Source organism: Fundidesulfovibrio terrae (genome assembly GCF_022808915.1).
GTDB lineage: Bacteria > Desulfobacterota > Desulfovibrionia > Desulfovibrionales > Desulfovibrionaceae > Fundidesulfovibrio > Fundidesulfovibrio terrae.
The window spans coordinates 168,018-191,329 of the sequence record NZ_JAKZFS010000002.1; the positions used below are offsets into that span (position 1 = coordinate 168,018).

The 23,312-nt window shown below is 67.8% G+C and carries 25 protein-coding genes; 16 read left to right on the plus strand and 9 right to left on the minus strand.

Features of this window, described 5'->3' with window-relative positions; translation table 11 throughout:
* Positions 1 to 2: 2 nt before the first annotated feature.
* Positions 3 to 1,025 (plus strand): AI-2E family transporter, encoded by a 1,023-nt coding sequence (locus ML540_RS07915; RefSeq protein ID WP_243360847.1) that lies wholly within the window; start codon positions 3 to 5, stop codon positions 1,023 to 1,025.
* Positions 1,026 to 1,135: 110 nt separating this feature from the next.
* Here ML540_RS07915 and ML540_RS07920 read toward each other — a convergent pair whose 3' ends face one another.
* Positions 1,136 to 1,504: a cupin domain-containing protein gene (locus tag ML540_RS07920; RefSeq protein WP_243359850.1), complete on the minus strand. Its 369-nt coding sequence runs from the start codon at positions 1,502 to 1,504 to the stop codon at positions 1,136 to 1,138.
* Positions 1,505 to 1,519: 15 nt separating this feature from the next.
* Positions 1,520 to 3,925 carry a tetratricopeptide repeat-containing diguanylate cyclase gene (locus ML540_RS07925; protein WP_243359851.1) on the minus strand — a complete coding sequence of 802 codons (2,406 nt, stop codon included), beginning with the start codon at positions 3,923 to 3,925 and terminating at the stop codon, positions 1,520 to 1,522.
* Positions 3,926 to 4,019: 94 nt separating this feature from the next.
* Here ML540_RS07925 and ML540_RS07930 point away from each other — a divergent pair, with 94 nt between their 5' ends.
* From ML540_RS07930 to ML540_RS07970, 9 genes are all read left to right on the plus strand, one after another.
* Positions 4,020 to 4,553, plus strand: coding sequence for a nitroreductase family protein (locus ML540_RS07930; protein ID WP_243359852.1), 534 nt, complete (start codon positions 4,020 to 4,022; stop codon positions 4,551 to 4,553).
* Positions 4,550 to 5,176, plus strand: coding sequence for an MBL fold metallo-hydrolase (locus ML540_RS07935; protein WP_243359853.1), 627 nt, complete (start codon positions 4,550 to 4,552; stop codon positions 5,174 to 5,176). Before ML540_RS07930 ends, ML540_RS07935 begins: the two co-directional genes overlap by 4 nt.
* A 3-nt stretch (positions 5,177 to 5,179) precedes the next feature.
* A complete protein-coding gene (locus tag ML540_RS07940) occupies positions 5,180 to 5,806 on the plus strand; it encodes a flavodoxin family protein (protein WP_243359854.1) in 627 nt (208 codons plus the stop codon).
* Positions 5,806 to 6,531: a ComF family protein gene (locus ML540_RS07945; RefSeq protein WP_243359855.1), complete on the plus strand. Its 726-nt coding sequence runs from the start codon at positions 5,806 to 5,808 to the stop codon at positions 6,529 to 6,531. Before ML540_RS07940 ends, ML540_RS07945 begins: the two co-directional genes overlap by 1 nt.
* A gap of 56 nt (positions 6,532 to 6,587) precedes the next feature.
* A complete protein-coding gene (gene rplU / locus ML540_RS07950; RefSeq protein ID WP_243359857.1) occupies positions 6,588 to 6,899 on the plus strand; it encodes a 50S ribosomal protein L21 in 312 nt (103 codons plus the stop codon).
* A 10-nt stretch (positions 6,900 to 6,909) separates the two neighbouring features.
* Positions 6,910 to 7,179: a 50S ribosomal protein L27 gene (gene rpmA, locus ML540_RS07955; RefSeq protein ID WP_243359858.1), complete on the plus strand. Its 270-nt coding sequence runs from the start codon at positions 6,910 to 6,912 to the stop codon at positions 7,177 to 7,179.
* 171 nt (positions 7,180 to 7,350) lie between these two features.
* Positions 7,351 to 8,334, plus strand: coding sequence for a flagellar motor protein MotB (locus ML540_RS07960; RefSeq protein WP_243359859.1), 984 nt, complete (start codon positions 7,351 to 7,353; stop codon positions 8,332 to 8,334).
* Positions 8,335 to 8,354: 20 nt separating this feature from the next.
* Entirely contained in the window at positions 8,355 to 9,215 is an 861-nt protein-coding gene (motA, locus tag ML540_RS07965) for a flagellar motor stator protein MotA (RefSeq protein ID WP_243359860.1), read from the plus strand.
* A gap of 1 nt (position 9,216) precedes the next feature.
* Positions 9,217 to 9,594, plus strand: a complete 378-nt coding sequence (locus ML540_RS07970; protein ID WP_243359861.1) for a response regulator — start codon at positions 9,217 to 9,219, stop codon at positions 9,592 to 9,594.
* Positions 9,595 to 9,625: 31 nt separating this feature from the next.
* Here ML540_RS07970 and ML540_RS07975 read toward each other — a convergent pair whose 3' ends face one another.
* The 4 genes from ML540_RS07975 to ML540_RS07990 are packed head-to-tail and all read right to left on the minus strand — an operon-like array spanning position 9,626 to position 15,220.
* Entirely contained in the window at positions 9,626 to 13,009 is a 3,384-nt protein-coding gene (locus ML540_RS07975; RefSeq protein ID WP_243359862.1) for a response regulator, read from the minus strand.
* Positions 13,010 to 13,016: 7 nt separating this feature from the next.
* The gene (locus tag ML540_RS07980) at positions 13,017 to 13,775 is read right to left on the minus strand and encodes an OmpA/MotB family protein (protein WP_243359863.1); all 759 of its coding nucleotides are present in this window, start codon (positions 13,773 to 13,775) and stop codon (positions 13,017 to 13,019) included.
* Between the two features lie 3 nt (positions 13,776 to 13,778).
* A complete protein-coding gene (gene motA / locus ML540_RS07985; RefSeq protein WP_243359864.1) occupies positions 13,779 to 14,624 on the minus strand; it encodes a flagellar motor stator protein MotA in 846 nt (281 codons plus the stop codon).
* Positions 14,621 to 15,220, minus strand: coding sequence for a hypothetical protein (locus ML540_RS07990; protein ID WP_243359865.1), 600 nt, complete (start codon positions 15,218 to 15,220; stop codon positions 14,621 to 14,623). The genes motA (ML540_RS07985) and ML540_RS07990 overlap by 4 nt, the downstream gene beginning before the upstream one ends.
* 154 nt (positions 15,221 to 15,374) lie before the next feature.
* Here ML540_RS07990 and ML540_RS07995 point away from each other — a divergent pair, with 154 nt between their 5' ends.
* The 6 genes from ML540_RS07995 to ML540_RS08025 all read left to right on the plus strand — a co-directional run bounded on the left by ML540_RS07995 (position 15,375) and on the right by ML540_RS08025 (position 21,092).
* A complete protein-coding gene (locus ML540_RS07995; RefSeq protein WP_243359866.1) occupies positions 15,375 to 17,453 on the plus strand; it encodes a SpoIIE family protein phosphatase in 2,079 nt (692 codons plus the stop codon).
* Entirely contained in the window at positions 17,450 to 17,806 is a 357-nt protein-coding gene (locus ML540_RS08000) for an STAS domain-containing protein (protein WP_243359868.1), read from the plus strand. Before ML540_RS07995 ends, ML540_RS08000 begins: the two co-directional genes overlap by 4 nt.
* Positions 17,806 to 18,234, plus strand: coding sequence for an ATP-binding protein (locus ML540_RS08005; protein WP_243359869.1), 429 nt, complete (start codon positions 17,806 to 17,808; stop codon positions 18,232 to 18,234). Before ML540_RS08000 ends, ML540_RS08005 begins: the two co-directional genes overlap by 1 nt.
* A gap of 158 nt (positions 18,235 to 18,392) precedes the next feature.
* Positions 18,393 to 19,832, plus strand: a complete 1,440-nt coding sequence (locus ML540_RS17795; protein ID WP_279343332.1) for a DNA integrity scanning protein DisA nucleotide-binding domain protein — start codon at positions 18,393 to 18,395, stop codon at positions 19,830 to 19,832.
* On the plus strand, positions 19,829 to 20,713 hold the full coding sequence (locus ML540_RS08020) for a M23 family metallopeptidase (RefSeq protein WP_243359871.1): 885 nt from the start codon (positions 19,829 to 19,831) through the stop codon (positions 20,711 to 20,713). Before ML540_RS17795 ends, ML540_RS08020 begins: the two co-directional genes overlap by 4 nt.
* 94 nt (positions 20,714 to 20,807) lie before the next feature.
* The gene (locus ML540_RS08025) at positions 20,808 to 21,092 is read left to right on the plus strand and encodes a hypothetical protein (RefSeq protein WP_243359872.1); all 285 of its coding nucleotides are present in this window, start codon (positions 20,808 to 20,810) and stop codon (positions 21,090 to 21,092) included.
* A 24-nt stretch (positions 21,093 to 21,116) separates the two neighbouring features.
* Here the strand turns inward: ML540_RS08025 and ML540_RS08030 are convergent, their stop codons facing one another.
* From ML540_RS08030 to ML540_RS08040, 3 genes are read right to left on the minus strand one after another with little or no spacing between them, the layout of a single operon-like run.
* Entirely contained in the window at positions 21,117 to 22,394 is a 1,278-nt protein-coding gene (locus ML540_RS08030; protein ID WP_243359873.1) for a CgeB family protein, read from the minus strand.
* A gap of 48 nt (positions 22,395 to 22,442) precedes the next feature.
* Positions 22,443 to 22,769 carry a lipoprotein gene (locus ML540_RS08035; RefSeq protein WP_243359874.1) on the minus strand — a complete coding sequence of 109 codons (327 nt, stop codon included), beginning with the start codon at positions 22,767 to 22,769 and terminating at the stop codon, positions 22,443 to 22,445.
* 8 nt (positions 22,770 to 22,777) lie between these two features.
* Entirely contained in the window at positions 22,778 to 23,296 is a 519-nt protein-coding gene (locus tag ML540_RS08040; RefSeq protein WP_243359875.1) for a toxin-antitoxin system YwqK family antitoxin, read from the minus strand.
* Positions 23,297 to 23,312: the final 16 nt, after the last annotated feature.

Here is a 23,312-nt window from a genome sequence, read left to right on the forward strand (position 1 = left end):
ACATGAGCTCAGTCCACGCGAGGCCCACGTCTTACGACGTCGCGGCCTGGATTCTGGCCGGCTTCGGGCTTCTGCTGGTCTTTCCGCTTCATCTGTTCTCGGCCCTGATGGCGGGGCTGCTCGTTTGCGAGCTCGTCCATCTGGCCGCGCCGCTTCTCAACGTCGCCAGGATCAGCCACCGCCGGGCCAAAATGGTGGTGGTCGGGCTTCTCGCGGCGGTGATCGTCTCGGTATTGGCCGCCCTGATCTGGAAGGCGGCCGTGTTCTTCCAAAGCGAAGAGGCGAGCCTGCAGGCCCTGCTCAAGAAGATGGCGGAGATTCTCGACAACGTTCGCGCCAAGGTGCCTGCCTGGGCGCTGGACAGCCTTCCGGAGAACGTCGAGGACATCAACCTGGGCGTAGCGTCGATGCTGCGGGAACACGCCGCCACCATGCAGGAGGCGGGAAAGGGGATCGGGCTGACCCTGGCCCACGTGGTCGTGGGAATGGCCCTGGGAGCCATCGTCTCGCTGACCGCCGAGACGACGCGGGAAGGCGGGTACGGCCCCCTGTCCGCCGCCCTGGTGGAGCGCGTCAGGCGCGTGGGCGACGCCTTCCGCTCCATCGTCTTCGCCCAGGTCCGCATTTCGGCGGTGAATACGCTGCTGACCTTTCTCTATCTCATCGTGGTCCTGCCCGCGCTGGGAGTCCACCTGCCCCTGGTCAAGACCATGGTGGCCATAACCTTCGTGGCGGGCCTTTTGCCGGTGGTGGGCAACCTGATCTCCAACACGGTCATCGTGGTGGTGAGCCTGAGTTATTCCTTCTCCATGGCGCTGTGGTCCCTGGCCTTTCTGGTGGTGATCCACAAGCTGGAGTATTTCCTCAATGCCCGCATCGTGGGTGGGCACATCAACGCCAGGACCTGGGAGCTCCTGCTGGCCATGGTGGTCATGGAGTCGGCCTTCGGGCTGGCCGGGCTGGTGGCCGCGCCGATCTACTACGCCTACGTGAAGCGGGAACTCAGCGATCGGGGGCTTGTCTAGGGCGTTCGCAGGGACATTCACGGACAACACGCCCGCTCAACCCCGCGAAGCTGAAGGGGATCCCAAAGGGACTGGTCCCTTTGGCCGCCGGAGGCTCTTCTTCTCCCGCCTTACCCTTCCAGGTAAAGCGTTTCGCCCTGCGTCCTTTCGTCTCCGGTGGCGTCGCCGGTGTTCACGGTGGTGGCCGGTTCGATGAGCATGATGTGGACCTCTTCGGGCGCGTGGGGGCAGTGCTCCACGCCGCGCGGGATGGCCAGGGCCTGGCCTTCCTCCAGCCACACGTCGCCGTCGCGCAACTTGATGCACAGGCGGCCCTTGAGGACCACGAACATCTCATCCTCGTGCTCGTGGGCGTGCCAGACGAAGTCGCCCTGGATGCGGGCGAGCTTCACGAAGGTGTCGTTGATTTTGGCCGCCACGCGCGGCGACCACAGGGCGTCGATGCCGGAGACGGCTTTTTTCAGGTCGAGTGCTTTCACGTTTCCTCCGGTTCGTTACGCCCGCGCTAAGGCCTGCCGCGCCTCCTCAACCTTCCCCTGCTTCTCCAGCGCCCGGGCCAGGTCCTTCCAGAACTGCTTCTGGTCGGGCCGGAGAGCCGCGCTCTGCCGCGCCAGGGCCTCGGCGATGGCCGGGTCCTCGCCGCCGTCCAGGTACATCCGGGCCAGCAGGTTCAGCGAAAACGCGTCCTTGGGGTCGTGCAGCAGGGCTTGGTGCAGGTACTCCCTGGCCTTCTCGGCGTGGCCCGAGGCCAGCTCCACCCTCGCCAGGTGACGCACGGTGAGCTCCTTGCCCGAGGGCAGGGCCGCCGCCTTCTCGTAATACTTGCGCGCGTTGGCCAGCTTTCCGGCTTCCTCGGCCATGCGCCCGAGGCGGAGCAGGCTGTACACATCCTGGGTGTTGAGCTTCAGGCAGCGCTGGAAGGCCTTGCGCGCCGCGGCTTCCTCTCCCAGGCGGTGGCAGGCGTGGCCCAGGTTGTACAGGGCCATGATGTTGCGCGGGTCCTTGGCGAGCACCCGTTCGAACTCGGCCTTGGCCTGGGCCATGCGTCCGAGCCTGGCCAGGCAGATGCCCAGCGAATTGCGCGCCAGCAGGTTCTCCTCGTCGGCCAGCAGGGCCAGCTTGTAGTCCTCCACGGCCCCGTACACGTCGCCCAGGGTGAAGAGCCGGTCGGCGCTGATGGTGAGCGAGATGGAGTCGAACACGGCGAGCTTTCGCCCCTGTGCGATGAGCAGCGAATGGTCCAGGGCCTTGCGGCAGTTCTCCAGCACGTCGGCCTTGCCGAAATTCAGGAACGGATATCCGGCCAGCCCCACGGCCAGCTTGAGCCCGAGGCGGGCTTCGGCCTGCTCCATGAAGGCGGCGAAGCGCTCCTTGAGCACCAGGGGATCGTGGCCGGGCACGAAGAGGATCAGGCTGCCGGTGGAGAAGCGCCCGCCCTGGGCGTCCTGGCCGAAGAACTCGCGGCACAGGGCCGTGACCTCCTGCACGCGGGCCTCGGCCGGAGAGCCGCCTTGGAGCTGGCGTTCCTTGCCCGGCTCGGGCAGGCGGATGAGCGCCAGGGTGAACACGCTCTGGGCCTCGCGGGCCAGGCTGATGTGGCGGATGAAGTCGCGGTGGCCGAGCAGCCCGCTGACCATGTCGCGCTGCGGCGGCGCTGCGGGCTCGGAGTCGGCCGCGAAGAGGTCCTCGGGTTCCTGGGCCAGAAGCAGCCGGTCGCCGGGTTCGATGGTCCAGGAGGCGTCGGTCAGGTGCAGCACCTCGGCGAAGCTCACGTCCTCCTGGGTCTCCATGAGGATGATCTCGCCCTTGACCATGGCCGGATAGCGCCCGGACACCCGGTGGTCTCCGCCGCGCACCAGGGCGTGCGCCCCGTCGAAGCGCGGGGACCACACCAGGAAGCGCTGGCCCTCCTTGGCGTCCACGCCCCGTCCCAGGCTGACCGCCAGGCGGCCGAGCGGCAGGCATTCCAGCACCTGCCCTCCCTCGCGCAGGAGCTTCGAGAAGCTCATGACCTGGTCGCGGCCCAGGTCCTTGGCGCAGGCCAGGGTCTTGCGGGCCTTCTGCACCAGGATGCGCGCGGCCTCGCCCACCGGGGCGGCCAGCTGCCCGCCGTGCAGGTCGCGGGGATAGACCGCGAAACCGGCGCTCACCGTGAGGCGCACCCGCTCGCCGTTGACCGGGTATTCGTAGATCTCCTCGGCCACGGCGGCGCGGAAGGACTCGGCCAGTTCCTGGCAGCGGGCAGGGGAGGCCCCGGGCAGGAGCACCGCGAACACGTCCTCGCCCAGGCGCGCGCAGAGGGCGCCGTCCGGCGCCTTCTCGGCCAGCAGCGCGCCGAGCTTGGCCAGCAGCGACTCGCCGAAGAGGTAGCCGTACCCTTGGTTCACCCAGGAGAAGAAATCCACGTCGAAGAGCGCAAGCCCGAAACTGCCGCGCGCCTCGCCCGGAGCGTCCAGACAGCTGGCCGAGCCGGGCAGGATGCAGGCCTGCACCAGCTCGATTTCGCGTTCCATGGCCCGCATGAGGCTGGCCCGGTTGTCCAGGCCCGTGACCGCGTCGGTGCGGCAGGCCTTGGAAAGCAGCAGGTTCTCCAGGCAGAGCGCGGCCGCCCGAGAGAGAAGCGGCAGCATTTTCGCCTGCACGCCCTTGGCCCCTTTGGCCATGAACATCCCCAGAAGCTCGCCGTCAAGCGTCAGCGGCAGCAGGAGCTTCTGCTCGCCCCGCAGGTATTCGGCAGTCAGCGTCCCGGCGTCGGCGTCCGACGGCGGGAAGTACAGGCTGTAGGACTTGAAGGGGACGAAAGCCTGCAGGGCGTCCTTGAGGGCGTGCTCCCCGGCGATGAGGTCGCGGCGGGTGAGGCTGACTCCCAGGGGGCGCTTGGGGGGGGTGCTCTGTCGCATGCCAAGGTCATAGCTGGCGCGGCGCGCCGCGGCAAGGGGGGCGGGGTTGCCCGGGCATCCTGCGTGGTATAGGATTGACGCCCGGAGACACGCCATGAAGGACAATCCAGTACTCGCGGCCATGCGCGAGCGCCGCAGCATCCGCCGCTACACGCAGGAGCCGGTCACGCTTCAGGAAATCGAGGCCATCCTCGAGGCCGGGCGCTGGGCCCCCAGCGGGCTCAACAACCAGCCCTGGCGGTTCCTGGTGGTGCGCGCGGGCGATCCCCGCCAGGAGATCCTGGCCGGCAAGACCAAGTACGCCCACATCGTGAGCCGGGCTCGCGCGCTTTTCTGCGTCTTCCTGGACCGCGAGGCGGGCTACAACCGCTCCAAGGACCTCCAGGGAGTGGGGGCCTGCCTGCAGAACATGCTGCTGGCGGCCCACGCGCAGGGGCTTGGCGCCGTATGGCTGGGCGAGATCATCAACCAGGAACCGGAAGTGACCAGGGCGCTCGGACTCGACCAGTCCCGCCTGGAGCTCATGGCCGTGCTGGCCGTGGGCAGGCCCGACCAGGCCGGGTCGTCGGACCGCAAACCGCTGGGCGAGCTCCTCCTGGAGCCGGTGGCGCGCAAGGAGCAGGCATGAGGGTCGAGACGTTCGCATTGGGGCCGCTTGAGACCAACAGCTATCTGGCCATCGAGGGCCGGAACGCCGTGGCCGTGGACGCGGGGGGCGACCCCGCTCCCATGCTCCGCCACATCGCCAAGCACGGCCTGACCCTGACCCACGTGCTGCTCACGCACTTGCATTTCGACCACACCTATGGGGCCCAGGCCCTGCACGAGGCCACGGGAGCGCCCGTGCTGGCCGGGTCCGGGGACGCCTACCTGATGGATTCGGAGCTGGGCCAGGGCGGCTTCATGGGGCTGCCGCGCATCAAGCCGTTCACGTACACGGCCATCGAGCCCGGCGACTTCGAGGTGCTCGGCCAGCCGTGCACGGCCCTGTTCACGCCCGGGCACACCGCGGGCAGCCTGTCCTACTATTTCCCCCAGAGCGGCGTGGTCTTCGCCGGGGATGTGCTGTTCTTCCGCAACATCGGGCGCACGGACTTCCCGGGCGGGAGCATGGAGACGCTGCTGGACTCGGTGAAGACGCAGATTTTCAGCCTGCCGCGCGAGACCGTGGTCTATTCGGGCCACGGCCCCGAGACCAGCGTGGGGGAGGAGATCCTGCACAACCCGTATTTCTCGGACTTCGCGCGCTAGGCCATGGAAAGCATCGTCCGGAACATCGGCGAGGAGCATCGCCCTCTGGTGCTGGCGTGCAGCCCGCGCAAGGGCGGCAACTCCGACCTGGGGGCCGGGCTGATCGCCCGGGGGCTTGAGTCCGCCGGAGCCGAGGCGCGCGTCGTCCACCTGCGCGAGCGCTCGGTCCTGCCCTGCAAGGGCTGCCAGGGGTGCGGCCCGAAATCCGGGTTCGCCTGCCCGCTCATGAAGCGCGACCAGGCCGAGGAGCTGTTCGGGCTGATCCTGGCCGCGCCCATGCTGTTTTTCGCCTGCCCCATCTATTTCTACCACGTCCCGGCCCTGTTCAAGGCCCTCATCGACCGCGCCCAGCGCTACTACGAGGCCAAGAACGCCGGAGACCCGGTGCTCACCGCCATTCCCAAGAGAAAGGCCCACGTCTTCCTGGTGGGCGGCAGGTCGCGGGGCGAGCGGCTCTTCGAGGGGACGCTTCTGACCATGCGCTACTTCCTGTGGCCCTTCGGCGCGACCCTGGCCGGTGACCTGTGCCTGCACGGCATCGACGCCCCGGGCGACCTGCGCGCCGACGAGGCCGCGCAGGCCCGCGTGACGGCCTTCGCCCGTGACGCCTGGGAGGGGCGCGGGCGCTGATGTTCGGCCTGTTGCGCCGTCTGGCCGGCTCGCGCTGCCTGGTGTGCGCGGCCGTGACCGATGGCCCCGGGCTGTGCGCGCGCTGCGCCGAGGGGCTCAGGCCACGCCTGTCGGGATTCTGCCCGGGCTGCGGGGAGATGCCCGAAGACGAGGCCCAGGCCGTGACCCTGTGCGCGGCGTGCCGGCTTACGCCCCGGCCGTGGGCCGCGCTGGGATTTTTCGGGGAGTATTCCGGGGCGCTGCGGGATGCGGTGCTGTCGCTCAAGTTCGGCGGCAGGCTCGGCTCCATGGGGCTTCTGGGCGACCTGGCCCGGCACGCCTACCGGCTGAACCGGGAGCGCCCCGGCGGATTCTGCGCCGAAGGCCCCGAGGTGGTGGCCGCCGTGCCCATGCATTGGCGAAGGCTCTTGACGCGCGGCTACAACCAGAGCATGGAGCTGGCCCGGGCCGTGGCCGCCGGGCTCGGCAGGCCGCTCGCACTGCGGGCGCTTGCCAAGGTGCGCCACACCCGCCCCCAGAGCAGGCTTTCGGCCAGGGAGCGCAAGGCCAACCTGGACGGGGCCTTTGCGGCGGACGCCGCCATCGTGGGCGGCAGGCGGGTGCTGCTGGTGGACGACGTGATGACCACCGGCTCCACTCTGGAGGCGGCCTCGCGGGCGCTCCTGTCGGCCGGGGCCGACCGGGTTGAGGTGCTCGTGCTGGCGCGGGATCGAAAAAGGGGTTGACTTTTTTTGGGGCCGTCCTTAAGAACGGCTTCCCCGTTTGCGGAGGTCTATCTATCATGTACGCTATTGTTGAAACTGGCGGTAAGCAGTACCGCGTCGAGGAAGGCGCCAAGATCACCGTGGAGAAGCTCACGGCTGACGCTGGCGCGGAAGTGGCCCTGGAGAAGGTTCTCCTGGTGGGCGAAGCCGCTGGCCTGAAGGTCGGCGCTCCGTACGTGTCCGGCGCCAAGGTGACTTGCGAGGTGGTCGAGCATATGCGTGGCCCCAAGATCGTGGTCTTCCACAAGTGGCGTCGCAACGACTCCCACAAGAAGACCGGCCATCGCCAGGATCTTACCACCCTGAAGATCAAGTCGATCCAGGCATAGGAGGCACACCATGGCTCACAAAAAAGCAGGCGGCAGTTCGCGTAACGGCCGCGACAGCGCCGGACAACGCCGCGGCGTCAAGCGCTACGGCGGCCAGGTGGTCAAGGCCGGAAACATCCTGGTGCGCCAGCTGGGCACCAAGTTCCATCCCGGCGAAAACGTCGGACTGGGCAAGGACTTCACCCTGTTCGCCCTGATCGACGGCACCGTGGCTTTCGAGAAGTACACCCGCAACCGCAAGGTGAAGACCCGGGTGAAGATCGTTCCCCTCGCCGCGTAACGCGCGCGCCGGGAACACCATTTTCCGGAAGCGGGGCGATCCGATTGGATCGCCCCGCTTTTTTGCGTGCCGCTTGCATCGGGGCCTTGGGCGACCTATCTAGATGGGCGTCAGGCGGAATAATTCGCATGGCCCGGGTATTGCATTGATTTTCCCCCGGAAGGGAGCGCCATGGCGGACAAGGAACACAAGAAAGTCATCATCAAGAAGGTGAAGAAGGGCGGACACGGCGGTGCGCACGGCGGCAGCTGGAAGGTGGCCTATGCCGACTTCGTCACCGCCATGATGGCCTTCTTCCTGGTCATGTGGCTGGTCAACTCCGTCACCGTGGAGAAGCGCGAGCAGATCGCCCAGTATTTCCAGTCCTTCAGCCTCATCGACACCGGGGGCAGGCCGGGGCTCATCCCGGCCACGGACCTCTCCCAGGTCGCCCAGGAGAACAACCCTCCGAACATCGTGGAGCCCATCTCCGAGAACCCGGCCAGCCCGGCCAAGGAGAAGTCCGAGGCCGAGAAGGCCGCCGAGGCCATCAAGGAGGCCATCGAGGCCAAGACCCCGGACATGAAGGACCAGATCATCGTCAAGACCGAGGCGGACAAGGTCATCGTGGAGGTGACCGACGACGCCAAGGGCAAGCCGCTCTTCGCCCTGGGCAAGTCCGACCTGACCCAGGACGCCAAGCGCGCCCTGGCCGCCGCCGCGCCGCCCATATCCAAGGCGGGCAAGGGCAAGCTGACCATCGAAGGCCACACCGACGCCTACACCTACGCCGGGGAGCGCTTCACCAACTGGGAGCTCTCCACCGACCGGGCCTCGGCCGCGCGCAGGGAGCTGGAGAAGGCGGGCGTGTCGCCGGACTCCGTGGGCGTGGTGGCCGGGTACGCGGCCACGCGGCCCTTCGTGCCGGACAACGTCTACGACCCCAAGAACCGCCGCATCCGGCTGGTCATGGAGGTGCCCCAGCCGCCCAAGGAGGCAGGCAGCGACTCCGGGGCCAAGGCCAAGACAGCCGAGGCCAAGGGCAAGCCCAACATCTTCGACAAGCCCCAGGAGCCTCCGGCCCCGCCGGTATCGCCCATCCCCAAGGAGAAGCGGGAAATCCTGGACCAGCAGATCGAAAGGCTTTACGACGAAAGCATCAAAGGCAAACAATAACAGGCACGGATGCGTAACGCATGTTCGCCATCATAGGCATTATCACGGTTCTGGGCGCGGTGGTCCTGGGGTATGTTCTGGAGCACGGAAACTTCAGCGTGCTCTGGCAGCCCGCCGAACTGGTGATCATCTTCGGGGCGGCCTTCGGCTCGCTGGTGCTGGGCTCGCCCAAGGAAGTGGTGATCGGCGCGCTCAAGGGCATCGGAGGCATCTTCGGGTCCGGCAAGACCAGCAAGGCCTTCTTCCTGGACATGCTCATCATGCTCTCCATGCTCTTCATGAAGATCCGCCGCGAGGGCCTGGTGGCCATCGAAAAGGACATCGAGGCCCCGGAGTCCAGCCAGATATTCACCACCTTCCTCAAGGACAAGTCCAACAAGTTCATCGTGGAGTTCGTCTGCGACACCATGCGGGTGTTTTCCACGGTGAACATCGAGCAGCACGAGTTCGAGAACATCATGGAGGCCGACATCGAGGCCTATTCCCACGAGGCCGTGGGCCCCGCCGGAGCGGTGAACAAGATGGCCGACGCGCTGCCTGGCCTGGGCATCGTGGCGGCGGTTCTGGGCGTGGTCATCACCATGGGCGTCATCAGCGAGCCGCCCGAAGTCATCGGCCACCACATCGGCGCGGCGCTGGTGGGCACGTTCATGGGCGTGCTCATGTGCTACGGCATCGTGGGGCCCATCGCGGCCAACATGGAGACCAAGGCCAAGGAGGGCGAGCACTGCCTGGTGGTGGTGAAGTGCGCCCTGGCGGCCTTCGTGGGCGGCAACCCCCCGCCCGTGGCCCTGGAGGCAGGCAGGCGGGCCATCCCCAACCACCACCGCCCCAGCTTCGCGGAGCTCGAGGAAGCGGTGAAGGTGTCCAAGGGCAAGTAGCGTGGAGAACATCCGTGTGTTGCTGGCCGAGGACGTGGCCATCCTGCGCAAGGGCTTGAGGGCCATGCTCTCGGCCTATCCCGACATCGAGATCGCGGGCGAGGCCGAAGACGGCCTGGAGGCCGTGCGCCTGGTCGGGGAAATCTCGCCCGATGTGGTGCTCATGGACCTGTCCATGCCGCGCCTGGACGGCATTGGGGCCATCGCCGAGGTCAGGCGGCTTTACCCGGAAACCGGAATCCTGGCCCTGACGGGCTCCGCCGAGGAGGACCTGGTGCGCAGGACCATGTCGGCCGGGGCCGACGGGTATCTGCTCAAGAACGTCGCGCCGGGCGATCTGGCCCAGGCCATCCGGCAGGCCGCGCGCCGCAACTCCTGAAAAACAGGTCCATGTTTTTGAGGACGCGACGCTAGCCGGTGACGGCCGGGGCCGCGCCGCCATCCGTTTCCACCCCTCCCGGCGATTCCAGCTCCGCCAGGACCTCAAGGATTTTTTCCGCCAGTTTCGCGGCCAGGGCGGCGTTGCCGTCCTGGCAGGCCGCCTCCAGCATGGCTCCCAGTTCGTTCACGCGGTGCGCCCCGAAGGCCATGGACGTCCCTTTCACGTCATGGCCCGCCTTGGCTGCCATGTCGAACTCTCCCGCGGCGACGTGGCCCAGGGCGTCCGAGGCCCGCTGGCCCACGTAGGCGATGAATTCCTCCTGAAGCGGCTTGAGGGCCTCCCGGACGTCCTCGCCCGGGGAAGGGGCCGGCTCAGGGACATCGCCGGGCGAGCCCGCGAATTCCGCCACCGCCGCCTGGAGCTGGTCCAGGGGGACGGGCTTGGGCAGGTAGCCGGACATGCCCGCCTCCAGGAACCGTTCACGGTCCCCGCTCATGGCGTAGGCGGTCAGGGCCACCACCGGAATGCCGGCGGCGGCCTCGCCGCATTCGCCCGCGCGCAGCCTGCGCACCGCCTCCAGCCCGTCGATCACCGGCATCTGCACGTCCATGAAGACCAGGTCGTACGGCTCACGCGCCAGCGCCTCCAGGGCCTGGCTGCCGTCGGTGACGCAGGCCACGGCGTAGCCCTGCGAGAGCAGGAATTCCTTAAAGACGTGCCGGTTGACGGTATTGTCCTCGGCCACGAGGATTCTCACGCCCGCCGCCGATTTCCCGGCGGCAGGGAGCGCGCGCCGGCTGGAGGCGAGGGCGCCGCGGTCGATGCCGAAACGGGCCGTGAACCTGAAGGCGCTGCCCTTTCCGGGCTGGCTTTCCACCCAGATCCTTCCGCCCATGAGCGCGGCCAGTTCCCGGCTGATGGCCAGGCCGAGGCCGACACCCTGGTACGACTTGGAAAAAGAGGAGTCGGCCTGGCGGAAGCTGTCGAAGATGACCCCGGTCAGTTCCGGGAGGACGCCGATGCCGGTGTCCTCGACGCTGAAGAGAAGGACGACATCGTCTCCGTCCTGCGGGCTTGCGGGCAGGTCTCCCAGCCCGTCTTCCAGGGACGTCACGGTGACGTCGATGCGCCCGGAGGCGGTGAACTTGACGGCGTTGCCGACGAGGTTTGCCAGAATCTGGCCCAGGCGGACCGGGTCGCCGGTGAGGCCGCCGGGAATGCCTGGGGCCAGGTTCACGGCCAGGTCCAGGCCCTTGTCCGCGCAGGCCGCCCGGAAGGTTCCCGCGGCCCGATTGACCACAACGGCCAGGTCGAAGGGCTTGTCGTCCAGGAAGAGTTTCCCGGCCTCCACCCGCGAGAGGTCCAGCACGTCCCCGATGATTCCCAGCAGGGTCTGGGCGGATTCGGCGATCATGCGCAGGTGGACGGCGGTCTTGGCCGGATCGGCGTTGCGCTGTGAGAGTTCCGCCAGTCCGAGGATGGCGGAAATGGGGGTGCGTATCTCGTGGCTCATGTTGGCCAGGAAGTCGGTCTTGGCCTTGCTGGCCGACTGGGCCTGTTCGTGGGCGGCGCGCAGGTCCTCCTCGCCCTCCTTGAGGCGCGTGATGTCCATGACGGAGATGAGCACCCGGTCCATGGACTGCTCGGAGCCGGGCAGGGGGCGCAGGCCCACGATGGTGTGCCGCATGCGCCCGCCGATGGTCCTGAAGGTGGATTCGTAGCCGCAGGACGGCGCTCCCGCCCGGAATACGCCGCTCCCCCTGAGGAGCCCGAACGACTGGGGGAGGACGATGCGGTCCAGGTTGGCCAGCAGTTCGGCCTTGGAGGCGGCTCCAGCCATCTCCACCGCCGCCGGGTTGGCGTCCAGGACCCTGACCATGCCCAGGAGGTCGGCCGCGAAGTCCGGCTTGCGCTTGGCCAGGGCCGTGACGTCGTCCACGGAGGCCATCTCGGGAGAGGCCAGGAACTGCAGGAGCGAAGCGAGGTTCACCTCCAGGAAGGCCACGGGGGAGTTCATGAACAGGCTGCGGTACCGGGCTTCGCTGTTGCGCAGGCGGGCGTTGGCCGCTTCCAGCGCGGCCGTGCGCACCCCGACGCGGTTTTCCAGCTCCAGGTTGAGTTCTTCCAGCTCGTGCTTCGATGCGGCCAGCGCTCCTGCTGTGGCCCGCTGCGTGGCCGCGGCCTCCCGCAGCCCGGAGATGCCCGCGTCCAGAGCGTCGAGGGTGTCGGCCCAGGCCGAGGCCAGGATCGCCGTTTCGCCGGGATTGCGCTGCGCAAGCCCGCGTAGCTGCCTGGCGGTTTCCGGCCCCGCGCCGTCGATGAGGTTGAAGTCCCGCGCCTTGGCCGCCAGGTCCAGGATAGGACGGGTGAGCTTCTGGGTCATGATCGCGGCCAGCGCGGCGCCGGCCGCGAACACCAGGAGCAGGGCGTAGCCCAGCCGCCTGGCCAGGGTCACGGCGGGCTCGGCCAGTTCGTCCTGCTCCATGATGATGCCCAGCTCCCAGCCCATTCCGGGAAGGAACAGGGCCTGGGCCACGTATCCGCCCTGCCCGTCGTTCCAGGAGAAATGAGAGGGGGACTCGAGATTGGCCAGGGCGACCCTCAGTTCATTTTCATGGGCGTCCAGCACGGCCCGGGCGTTCCCCGTCGGTACAAGAAGGAACGAGGCCCCGTTGGCTTCCAGGACGAACATGCGTCCGGTCCGGCCAAGGCTGACCCGGGACAGGGAGTCGAGCAGGCCCCGGACCATGTGCAGCCTGTCCTGGGTGGCCCGGGAGGCCAGGTGCTCATAATCGACGCTCACGCCCAGGTACCATCCCCATTGCGCGAAGGTGGTGATGCAGGCCAGATGCCTGGCCGCGACTCCGGCGGCGCTCGTGGGCCATTGGACGAGCAGCGTGTCCCAGCCGTCGCGGTCTGCGATGCTCGCGGCGAATTCCAGCGCCCCGATCCCCGAGTCCCCCTTGATGTCGCGCCAGTTGCGCCCGGCCAGGGACTGGTCCGTGTGGAACAGTCCGGAGAGGTTCTTGTCGAAGATGAAGAAGTCGTGCCCGGTGCGTTCGCTGATCCGGGCCGCCGCGGCCAGAACGTCGCGCTGGGCTGCTTCCGTGGATTTCCCCGCGGCCTGGGCTGAGGCGTACTGTTCTTCGAGGGCGCCCACGAACAGGGCCAGGTCCGATTTGAGTCCGGTCCGCTGTTCCTTGATGAGCCTGGTTCGGTTGCTCGCCTGGTCTTCGTGGCGGTCGCGCAGGAGGCTGGCCGCCATGGTGAGCGTCTGGGACAGGCGCTCCTGCTGCTCCGCCAACTGGCTGCCGGAGTAGGAGTACCAGATCAGCCCGAAGGCGCTGGCCGCCGACGCGGCCATGATGGCCGTCACCAGGAAGAGGACCCGGCTCTTGAGCGAAGAAGGCATGGAATGTCTAGTTCACGACCCGGTAGTTCATGACTTCCGGCCGGTGGAAATAGAACTCGACCCTGCGGTTGAGCGCCTCGCCCTCCGGGGTCAGGGCCGGGGAGAGGGGGAGGGTGTCGGAGTAGGCGATCGCCCGGATGCGGTTGGGGGCAATGGCCTTGTCCGCGAGCACGGCCCGGACAACCGCCCCGGCGCGCGCTCCCGAGAGCTCCCAGTTGGAGGGGAATGTCCCGGCCTTGTACTCGCCTGGAACGGCGTGGCCGCGCACCACCAGGTACAGGTTGAACGTCTTGAGTACATCCTGGACTTCCTTGACCACCTTGACGGCCTGCGGGGACAGTTCGGCGGAACCCGCCTTGAACATGAGGTCGTTGTTGACCCGCAGGAGCACCCCGGTGTCGTCGGAGCTGACTCCGGAGCTCTGCTTGAGGAAGGGGTCCTCGGTGATGATCTTCTTGAAGCGCATGGCGATGGCGTACCGGGCCGCCTGCTCCTCGGAGAGCTGCTGCTGCTTCACGTCGGGGCTGCCCATGAGGGCGGAGTTGGGGTCGGGGCTGACCTTGCCCAGGTTGGTGTCGGCCTTGAAGTAGGTCTCCAGGGCTTTCTGCACGTCCTTGGGCACGATGTTGAGTATCCACATGAGCAGGAAGAAGGCCATCATGGCCGTCACGAAGTCGGCGTAGGCCACCTTCCAGCTGCCGCCGTGGAATTTGGGAGGACGCCGGGAGCTCGCGCGGATGGGGGTGGATGCGTGTTTTGCGGCCATGGTCTAACCCCGGATCATGCGCTCCATCTCTTCGAAGGTGGGGCGGTAGAAGTCCGGCACGGAGCGGCGGCCGAATTCCAGGGCGATCATGGGGGTGGCCCCGTGGGCCGTGCCGGAGATGGTGGCCCGGATGACGCCGAAGAACGCCTCGCGTTCCTGGGAGCGGTTTTCCAGCTTGGTGGCCATGGGGCCCACGAACCCGTAGCACATGAGCACGCCCAGGAACGTGCCCACCAGGGCCGCGCCGATGGAGTGGCCCAGCTCGTCGGGCGGGGCGGTGATCTTCTGCATGGTGAGCACCACGCCCAGCACCGCCGCCACGATGCCCAGGCCCGGCAGGGACTCGGCCACCTTGGAGATGTTGTGGGCCGGAAGCGAGGCCAGCGTGTGCATGGACTCCATGTCCGCATGCATGATGCCCTCGATCTCGGCGGGCTCGCCCGTGACCAGGTACACCCGGAAGGTGTCGCAGATGAAGCGCACCACCTGGGAGTCGTCGCGGATGCGCCGATGGGTGGAGAAGATGGCGCTGGACTCGGGGTGCTCGATGTCGTTCTCCACGCTGGCCAGACCCTCGCGCCGGATCTTGATGAGCAGGCGGGCCAGCAGGCTCAAGACTTCCAGGTAGTCGTCGCGGCCGTAGTGCTTGCCTGAGAACACGTCGCCCAGGTGACTCAGCAACAGCGACAGGGTGGTCTTGGTGGAGGCGATGAGCAGCGACCCCAGGGCCGCTCCGCCGATGACCAGTATCTCCGCCGGCTGCAGGAGCACGCCGAACTTGCCCCCCGCCACCCAGTAGCCGCCGGCCACGCAGCACACGACCACCAGGATTCCAAGAATAGCCGTCATGATTGCTCCTCGCCCCCCTGGCACGGATTGGTCAGGGCGGTCTCAATCTCGGTGAGCAGGTTGTCCATGTCCAGTCCGCCGCAGGGGCGTCCGGGCGCGATGGCCACCCCCCGGGAGATGTTGTCGCACCAGTGGGCCAGGGCGGAGACGCCGCAGGCTTGTGCGTCCAGGAAATCCAGGGACTTCTCCAGCCGCGAGCCCACCGCGAAGCGCACGAAACGTGATCCCAGAAACAGCGCGCCGTTTTTCTCGGCCACCCGGACGAGATCGTTATAGGTGAACACCGAGAGCACCCCGTAGGGGTCGTCGGCCGAGGGATCCCAGAGCTGGAGGTAGCTGAAACAGGCCTTGGCCGACAGAAGCTTGTCGATGGCCTCCTGGGGGATGGAGGCCAGCAGGCCGAAACCCCGGATGGACAGGTCGGACAGGACCATGCGCCCGGAGCCCAGCCGCGAGGACAGCAGGTGCGGCCGGCCAAGCTCCTCGGCCGACAGGCGCACGTAGTTCTTGCAGGGACAGAACCAGACCGCGATCTCCCTGACGTAGGAGCCGGGGACTTCAACCCTGTAGTCAGCCCGTCTGTTCGATGACTCCACCGCGACGCTCCCGGTTCCATGCTTGGTTTGCTTGCCGTTTCGAGGCTTACACCGCCGTGAAGCCTCAAGGCAAGGCGGTTCTAGTGTTGGCGGCGCAGAAGAGGATTGTTTCTTGGCGGCAAGGATGTATAGATCGGCGTGAGAGATGCCCCACATGCCCCACGACCCGTCATCGCCGCTCGCCCCGCCTGCGCAGTCCGCCGCCCGGGACCTGTTGCCACTGGCCAGGGCGCTGGCCGCCAGCGAGGCCCTCGCCAGCCTCGTGCTGGACCGTTCCGGGCGCGTGCTCTCGGCCAGCCCCGGCGCTGCGTCGCTCTTTGGCCTGCCGGGGCCGCCCCCGCCCGGTCAGCCCGCCGTGGAGCTTCTGCCCGGCCAAAGCCGGGCGAGCTTCCTGGAGCTCCTGCGCGTCGCGCAGGAGCTCGGCGAAGCCCGCACCGCGCTTCTGCGCCTGGGCGGCACCGACGACCAGCCCCGCATGGCCGCCGCCTCCATGCTGCCGGTGCCCGGCGGGGAACCGGGCGAGGACGCGCCCGCCCTGGCCTTCCTGGCCCGCGACATCACCGGCGAGCACGAGCAGACCGAACGCCTGCGGCGCGGCACTCTGGAGGTCATCCGGCTCAACGCCGAGTTGCGCACCATGTCCGTGTCCAGGGAGCTCGCCCTGCAATCCCTGGAGGAGCTTTCCGGCAGGCTCAAGGGGGTGCTGGAGGCCGCTTCCCGGGTGGTCATCGTGGCCATCAGCCAAAGCGGGATCATCACCATGTTCAACCCCGGCGCGGCCAACCTGCTGGGGTTCGCCGCCGCCGAGATGGAAGGGCTGGAAACCCCCCTGGCCTTCCTGGACGAAGAGGAGCTTTCGGCGCGCGGCAAGGCGCTCGGCTTGGCCGACGGCCGGACCTACGCCGGGGTAGGGGTGGTCATGGCCCTGGCCCGGTCAGGGCGCAGGGATTCCGGCGAATGGACCCTGGTCCGCAAGGACGGCGGCCGTTTCGCGGCGGAGCTGGCCCTGTCGGCCATAGAGGGCCCACACGGGGTGGAGGGCTACTTGATCGTGGGCGTGGACGTGTCCGGGCGCAAGCAGGCCGAGGAGGCCATGCGCGAGCGGGAAGCCCGGCTGCGGGCCATCCTGGACGGGGCCGCCGACGGCATCATCACGGTGGAGCGGGGCGGGCGCATCGAAACCCTGAACCGCGCCGCAGAGGCCATGTTCGGCTACACAAGCGCCGAGATGGCGGGTCGCTCCCTGGACCTGATCGCTCCCGCGGCCCTGAACGCGCCTCCGCCTCGCGCGGGCGCGTCCGCCCGGGAGGTCATGGGGCTCAGGCAGGACGGGACGGGTTTCCCCATGGAACTCTCCATGAGCACGGTGGATCTGCCCTCCAGGACCATATCCATCTGCATCGTGCGCGACATCACCGCCCGGCGCAAGGCCGAGGAGGCGCAGCGGCTTTTCACCAGGCGCCTCGCCGAACAGCAGGCGTCGCTTGAGCGCGACCTCAAGGCCGCGGCCGAGATCCAGAAGAGCCTCCTGCCCAAGGACCTGGCCCCGGATTCCCGCTACGAGGCCCGGTGGCTCTTCGAGCCCAGCGCTACCATCGGCGGGGACATCTTCAACATCCTCACCCTGGGGCCGGACCACATCGGGGCCTACATGCTCGACGTGAGCGGGCACGGGGTGCCCTCGGCGCTGGTGGCGGCGGCCGCCGCCCAGGCCCTGCAGTTCCATTCTCGCGCCGGGTACGGGCCCGACAAGGTGCTGGCCGCGCTGGACGCGGAGTTTCCCCTCACCCGTTTCGACCGCTACTTCTCCATGTTCTACTGCATCGCCGATCTGGAGGCGGGCTCCATCAGCTATTCCAACGCCGGGCACCCCCCGCCGCTTTTGGTCCGGGCCTCGGGAGGCGTCGAGGAACTGGACGCGGGAGGCACGGTGGTGGGCCTGGGAGGGCTGCTGCCCTTCGAAATCGGACTGGTCGAAGTCCGACCCGGGGACATGCTGGCTGTCTACACCGACGGCCTGACGGAATTCGAGGACAGAAGGGGTCGCCGCTTCGGCGTCAAGCGCCTGCGGCGCTGGCTGGACGGATGCGCGGGACTGGGCGCGGACGAGGCTCTTTCCGGACTGCGCCGCGAGATCAAGGCTTTCGGGGGCAAGGCGAGTCCTCAGGACGACCTGTCCGTGCTGTTGGTAAGGTTCGGGAGGGGGATCCCCCCGGACGGGAGGAATCCATGACCGTGGTGGAGAGCGTGATCAACGGCGTGACCGTGCTGGCCCCCCTGGGGACGCGCCTGGACGCCGGCGGATGCGGCGAATTCCGCCGGAGGCTCGAGCAGGTGCTGGCCCGGGGCCAGAAGTTCATCGCCCTGGATCTGGGCGCGGTGCGCTTCATGGACTCCACGGGCCTGGCGGTGATTTTGTCGGCGCTCCAGGGGCTGGCCGGGGAGGGGCGGATAGCCTGCGCCGGGGCGGGCGCCCAGGTCCGCAAGCTCTTCGAGGTGACCAGGCTGGACCAGGGTCTCGTGAGCCTTTACTCCTCGGTGGACCAGGCTGTGGACAGCCTCGCCCGAACCCAGGGGAGGCGGTGATGCCCAAAACCAGAACGCTTACGATGACCATCGACAGCTCGTTGGACAACGTCTCCCTGGTGGGCAACGCGGTGCGGGGCATCCTGGAGAACGAGCCTGGCCCCCGCCACGACATCCCGTTGGTGGAGCTGGCCGTGTGCGAGGCGGTGAACAACGCCATCATCCACGGCTACGACCAGAAGGAGGGTTTCCCTGTGGAGGTCTCCCTGAGCCTGGCCAAGGGGAAGCTCATCGTGACCGTGGCCGACCGAGGCCGGGGATTCTCCACCTTTCCCGACGCCCTGCCCAAGGTCCCCGCCGGCGAGGACCTCCAGAACATGCCCCTGGGGGGCTGGGGACTTCGGATCATGGGCGAGGTGATGGAGCAGGTGCGCTATTCCAGCGACGCGGGGCGCAACGAGCTGACCATGTCTCGGGCCTGGGCTTAAGCCGGGGTTGCCAAGCCGGTCTCTTTGACATACTTTGCGCGCCACGGACGCCTCCACCGGGGTATTTCGGACCGGTCTTTTCCCCTTTCACGCTCGAACATCACATCCTCCGCGACCGAAGCGGGGGTGGCCTCGGGGCCGTCGCGTCCGGCAGGGCCATGATCCTAAGCACAGCCAAGCAGATCTCAGCGCGCAACGTGCTCGAGGGCCTGAGACAGGGCCTGAGCCGTTTTTCCGGACCCAGCCGGGCAGCCCTCATCATGGCCGAGACGCCTGACGCGCCTCTCGTGGTCCACGATCCGAGGCGGCTTCTGCGCGGCCACGAGCCCAAGCTGGCCAAGGTTTTCCTGGAATCGTCCGGGTGGCGGGACATGGCCCCGGACACCGCTGCCATGAAGCCCTTCGGCCAGGCCGCCTGGGCCGAAAAGCTCCACCTCACCGGGCTCATCTGCGCCGGTGGCTACTCCCAGCCGCTCTTCTACCAGATGTGGTTCACGGAACGGCACCCAAACATGTGCTCCACCGGGCCCACCGAACGCTGGCTCGAGCACGCCGTCTGGCTGCTGGCCCACGACTACGCCTCCGAGGGCGCGTTCTTCACCTCCGCCTCCAAGCACGCCCTGGAGGCTTTCGAGCACCACGCCGTGCGCAACCACATTTTCGCCGAAATGAGCAAGGGCCTGGGCCGGCCCCCCCACATTCCGCTCTATCCCATCCTGGCGGCCGTGCTGGACATATCCACCACCCGCGAGGAGGGGGCGCGTCCCACCGGGCAGGTCATCTTCGTGGAACCGTCCGACGCGGACAACGTGCCCTGGCTGATCCGCTTCCCCGAGGTCGAGCGGCCATACCTGCACAATGCCAAGCACGTGCGCAAGCTCCTGTCGTGCGTGGAGAACTCCAGCCGAAGGCTGGTCAGCGACGGCGACAGGGTGCTCGGGGTGAGCGGTCCGGCCAACGGGCTCGCCAACCGGCTCACCGCCGACTTCCAGGACCGTTTCGGCTTCCTGCGCCTGGGGGGCAAGCCCGTGTGCAGCTTCGTGGACGGCGTCTACCAGTCCACCACGCGCAAGCCCAACCTGGTGGTGCTGGAGGAGGCCCTGCTGGAGGCCCAGGCCGGTCCCGATCAGGGGCACTCCCTGTTCCAGGTGGCCAGCGCCATCGTGGACGAGGCGCGCGTGGAAGGCTTCGGCTGCACCCTGGTGCTGGACCCCAAGGCCACCCATCCGGCCCTGGCCGGGCAGAGCGTCCACCCGTCCCTTTTCCTCGACGATCCGCTGCACCTGGACCTGGCCAAGTCCCTGGCCAAGCTCGACGGCGCGCTGCACCTCACCGGCGGCGGCGAGTTGCGCGCCTTCGCCTGCCTGCTGGACGGCCGGTCCGTGGAGTCCGAGGACCGCTCGCGCGGGGCGCGCTTCAACTCGGCCCTGCGGTTCACGGCCATGCACCCGGGCGTCATCGTTGTGGTGGTCTCGGCGGATTCCCCGGTGTTCATCTTCCAGGGAGGGCTCCAGCTCAACGCCATGTGCGATCTGCGCCAGGAGGCCGACCTGGAGCTCGATCCCCCCACCCTCGAAAAATGGCTGAGCGAACAATGAACATGCGCGGCGCCTACGTCGTCTACCGCCGGACCCGCGACGGGCGGCTGCGCTGGGGCTTCAGGATTCCGGCCTGGCTGCCGGTGGCCCTCATGGCCCTCTCGGTTGCCGGGGCCATTCACCTGGCTTGGCGCCTGCCCGAGATCGCGGGGCTCAACGACTTGCGCAACCGGGTGCACGACGTGCGCACCAAGCGCGAGGCGGAGCGGGTGGCCCTGCTCAGCGCCCACGAGCGTCTGGGGGAACTGCGCCGGATCATGATCCCCGTGGCCAGCTTGAACGGCAAGCTCGCCTGCGTCACCAACCTGGCCGATGCGGGCGGGGAGATGCGCGCCGTGGGCACGGCGGCCATGGTGGAGAGCGGGGACAGCGACGAGAAGCGCCTGGCCAGGCAGCTCACGGCCATGGCCCGCGCCCTGGTGGAGGAAATCGCCTTCCAGGAGAGCCGTCAGCGCCAGCTGGCCTCCATCATGCGCGAGCGCGCCCTGGAGTTCGCGGCCAGGCCGTCCATCTGGCCGGTGCACGGCCCCATCAATTCCGATTTCGGCTACCGCTACATGTCTCGTTCCCGCGAGTTCCACAAGGGCGTGGATATCGGCGTGCCTGTGGGCTCGGGCGTAGCCGCGCCGGCGGACGGCAAGGTGGTCTCGGTGGGCTACGAATCGGGCTACGGCCTCATGGTGGTGCTGGAGCACCGCCACGGGATCAGCACGATCTACGCCCACCTGAAGTCCTCCGAGGTGGAACCCGGCGACGAGGTGGCGCGCGGGACGCGCATCGCCCAGTCCGGCATGAGCGGGCGCACCACGGGATCGCACCTGCATTACGAGGTGCGGGTGAACGGCCAGCCCGTGGACCCCCTGAACTACATGCTCGATTAAGGTTTGTTCAGAAATCGCGTAACCGATGGACGCGAGGGGGGGACTTGGCTTAAAGGGTCTGGTCTTCCTCACGAAAACAAGCCATAGGGATTCCATGAAGAGATATGTGGCGTTGGTAGTTTTTGTCGTTCTTCTCGCGGCTGGTTGCGGCAAGTTCGAAGTGTACGAACGCAATCTCCATTACATGAAGGGCCAGACGTACCAGGACGAGAAGGCGCTGGTGGCCGAACAGATGAACAGGGCCCAGGCGAACTTGGCCAAGGCCGAAGCCTCCGGCGATCCGGAAAGGATCAAGGAGGCCAGGGAGGTGTTGAAAGACGCCACGGCCAAATCCCGGGCCGTCGAGGCCGAGGAGCGCCGCCGCGCCCGCACCTGGTAGCGCAGGCTCCACACCTTCCTCCGTTTACGCGTAGCGTCGCCTGAGCGCCCTGAGCATGTCCTTCATGCGGTGGGTGTAGTCGTGTTGGGCCAGCACGCGCTGTCTGGCCGCCATGGCGATTTTTTCCCGCTCTCCCGGATTGTCCAGGTAATGCCGGACCAGCCCCGCGATCTCCTCCGGGTGCCGGTAGGATGCCGTTTCGCTCCCCTCGTCGAACAGCCCCTGCATCTGCTCGCGCCGGTCGGTGAGCAGGAAGCCGCCGCAGGCCGGGACGTCGAACACGCGCTGGTTCACCGCGCCCTTCATCTGCAGGCTGGTGGCGTTGAAGTTCACGAGGCTCGCCCCGTAGAATCCCGGCAGGTCGCGGTAGTAGTCCAGGGGGCCGCGGAGCCTGAAGCTTCCCTTGGGCAGCAGTTCGCCCCAGCCCTTGTCCCCGGCGATGAGCGGCGAAAACGGGAGCAGCCGCCGCACGCGCTCCAGGCGGTAGAGGCGGGTGGCCTCCCAGGTGACGTACTGTTCCAGGTCGAGCCTGGCCCGCGGGTCCGCGAGCGCCTCCCAGGCGGCGTGGAGTTCCGGGGCGTCGCCCCGCATGTAGTCCAGGGACTCGCGCGTGTCCGACGCGGCGAAGCCGCCGGCCGCGTGCCTGGCGAGGGCGAGCGCCGCGCGGGGCAGGCGTTTTTCCAGCCGGGCCGCGGGGCGGATCATGGAGTCGCCCACGAAGGAGACCTCTGCCGCCCAGGACGGGTCGCCCGGGGCCTGGGGCGTGAAAAGCGTGGTGTCCGTGGCCAGGGGCAGGTAGCGCACAAGCTCGAACCCTCTGGCCGAGAGCGGGGCCACGGTGTCCTGGTCCCAGGTGAATACGGCGTTCCACGCGGTGGCCTGTCCCGGGTAGTCGTGCAGGATCAGGCGCGGGCTGTCCACGAACCAGGAGGCCAGGGGCAAGGCCATGCGCGTAAACAGGGAGGCCAGCTCGCCCTGGCGGTCCAGACCCAGGTGGTTGACGGTGAGGGCGAAGTCCGGGGCGAAGGTGGCGGCGGCTGTGAGCAGGGATTCCACGAAGGCACTGGAACCGCGCCCCCCCCGGGGCAGGGGCAGTTCGAGGACCGCCCAGCCCAGGCGGGCGCAGGCGCTTGCGATCTCGCGCTGGAGAAAATAGCCGCTGGTGAACAGGATCAGGCGCGGCGCGGGAGACCTGAAGCGGGGGATGCGCACCTTGTCCCAGAAGGTGGGCGCGGACAGGTCGGGGGCTCGGGGAGCTCCGGACGTTCCCGGCGCGCAGGACGCATCGGGTGCGTTGGGCATGCAAGACGCTCCGCGCACGTCCGGGCGGGGCTTTGCTGCCACGCCGGATTAGCGCCTGGACTTGGACTTGGTCTTGGAGGCGTCGGTCTTCTGGGCCTTGTCGGCCTCCTTGTCCTTTTTCTTGCTCAGGTCGGCGATCTTTGCGTTCAGGGCGTCCACCTGCTGCTTGTGCTGGGCGGCGAGCTTCTGGATGCGTTGCTCGCACTGGTTCTTCAGGTCGGCCTCGCGGGAAGCCATGTCGTCCTTGATCTTCTTGATTTCGGATTCCTGGGCGGCCAGAAGCTGGTTCTTCTTTTCCAGCTGCTTCTTGAGATCTTCCCCCGAGCAGCCGGCCAGAAGGGCCAGGGCCGCCGTTGCGGCGAGGATGCGTTTCATGGGCGCTCCTATTTGTTCTTCTTGACCAGCTTACCCTGATCGTAGACCTCGTCGCGGACCAGGGCTCCGGACTGGTCGTACTCCTTGAGCGGGCCTTGCAGCTTTCCGGCCGAGAATCCCGCCTCGGTCCTGAGCTGGCCGTTCTCGTACCAGACCTTGGACTGTTCGGAAACCTTCCGGCCGTTCTGGAACTTGGCCAGGGTCTCCTCCTCCAGGGCGCCGTTCTCGCTGAAGCGGCGGATGGACCAGGCGTCCTGGGTGACGTTGACTTCCTCGGCCAACTGGCCATTTTCGTACCAGACCTTGCTGGAGACAAGCTTGCCCGCTTCGTAGCGGGCTTCCAACCGGGGCTTTCCGGAGTGGTGGTAGTCCTGGACGATGCCGCTGTACGGAGCCGGGTCGCCGGCCTTATGGACCAGCCCGCCGCGCTCCTCCAGCTCTTCGGGAGAGGCGGCGTTCTGGGCCGGCGAGGCGTGGGGCCTGGCCAGGGACAGCGCCAGAAGCAGGACGATGAGGGCTGTGCGCATTGGTGGCAGGATACCC

What these genes read in the sequence shown, in the direction of transcription:
- ML540_RS07915 (WP_243360847.1), top strand. Translation starts at nt 3, where the DNA reads ATGAGCTCAGTCCACGCGAGGCCCACGTCTTACGACGTCGCGGCCTGG.
- ML540_RS07925 (WP_243359851.1), bottom strand. Translation starts at nt 3,925, where the DNA reads ATGCGACAGAGCACCCCCCCCAAGCGCCCCCTGGGAGTCAGCCTCACC.
- ML540_RS07930 (WP_243359852.1), top strand. Translation starts at nt 4,020, where the DNA reads ATGAAGGACAATCCAGTACTCGCGGCCATGCGCGAGCGCCGCAGCATC.
- ML540_RS07935 (WP_243359853.1), top strand. Translation starts at nt 4,550, where the DNA reads ATGAGGGTCGAGACGTTCGCATTGGGGCCGCTTGAGACCAACAGCTAT.
- ML540_RS07940 (WP_243359854.1), top strand. Translation starts at nt 5,180, where the DNA reads ATGGAAAGCATCGTCCGGAACATCGGCGAGGAGCATCGCCCTCTGGTG.
- ML540_RS07945 (WP_243359855.1), top strand. Translation starts at nt 5,806, where the DNA reads ATGTTCGGCCTGTTGCGCCGTCTGGCCGGCTCGCGCTGCCTGGTGTGC.
- rplU (WP_243359857.1), top strand. Translation starts at nt 6,588, where the DNA reads ATGTACGCTATTGTTGAAACTGGCGGTAAGCAGTACCGCGTCGAGGAA.
- rpmA (WP_243359858.1), top strand. Translation starts at nt 6,910, where the DNA reads ATGGCTCACAAAAAAGCAGGCGGCAGTTCGCGTAACGGCCGCGACAGC.
- ML540_RS07960 (WP_243359859.1), top strand. Translation starts at nt 7,351, where the DNA reads ATGGCGGACAAGGAACACAAGAAAGTCATCATCAAGAAGGTGAAGAAG.
- motA (WP_243359860.1), top strand. Translation starts at nt 8,355, where the DNA reads ATGTTCGCCATCATAGGCATTATCACGGTTCTGGGCGCGGTGGTCCTG.
- ML540_RS07975 (WP_243359862.1), bottom strand. Translation starts at nt 13,009, where the DNA reads ATGCCTTCTTCGCTCAAGAGCCGGGTCCTCTTCCTGGTGACGGCCATC.
- ML540_RS07980 (WP_243359863.1), bottom strand. Translation starts at nt 13,775, where the DNA reads ATGGCCGCAAAACACGCATCCACCCCCATCCGCGCGAGCTCCCGGCGT.
- motA (WP_243359864.1), bottom strand. Translation starts at nt 14,624, where the DNA reads ATGACGGCTATTCTTGGAATCCTGGTGGTCGTGTGCTGCGTGGCCGGC.
- ML540_RS07995 (WP_243359866.1), top strand. Translation starts at nt 15,375, where the DNA reads ATGCCCCACGACCCGTCATCGCCGCTCGCCCCGCCTGCGCAGTCCGCC.
- ML540_RS08000 (WP_243359868.1), top strand. Translation starts at nt 17,450, where the DNA reads ATGACCGTGGTGGAGAGCGTGATCAACGGCGTGACCGTGCTGGCCCCC.
- ML540_RS08005 (WP_243359869.1), top strand. Translation starts at nt 17,806, where the DNA reads ATGCCCAAAACCAGAACGCTTACGATGACCATCGACAGCTCGTTGGAC.
- ML540_RS17795 (WP_279343332.1), top strand. Translation starts at nt 18,393, where the DNA reads ATGATCCTAAGCACAGCCAAGCAGATCTCAGCGCGCAACGTGCTCGAG.
- ML540_RS08020 (WP_243359871.1), top strand. Translation starts at nt 19,829, where the DNA reads ATGAACATGCGCGGCGCCTACGTCGTCTACCGCCGGACCCGCGACGGG.
- ML540_RS08025 (WP_243359872.1), top strand. Translation starts at nt 20,808, where the DNA reads ATGAAGAGATATGTGGCGTTGGTAGTTTTTGTCGTTCTTCTCGCGGCT.
- ML540_RS08030 (WP_243359873.1), bottom strand. Translation starts at nt 22,394, where the DNA reads ATGCCCAACGCACCCGATGCGTCCTGCGCGCCGGGAACGTCCGGAGCT.
- ML540_RS08035 (WP_243359874.1), bottom strand. Translation starts at nt 22,769, where the DNA reads ATGAAACGCATCCTCGCCGCAACGGCGGCCCTGGCCCTTCTGGCCGGC.
- ML540_RS08040 (WP_243359875.1), bottom strand. Translation starts at nt 23,296, where the DNA reads ATGCGCACAGCCCTCATCGTCCTGCTTCTGGCGCTGTCCCTGGCCAGG.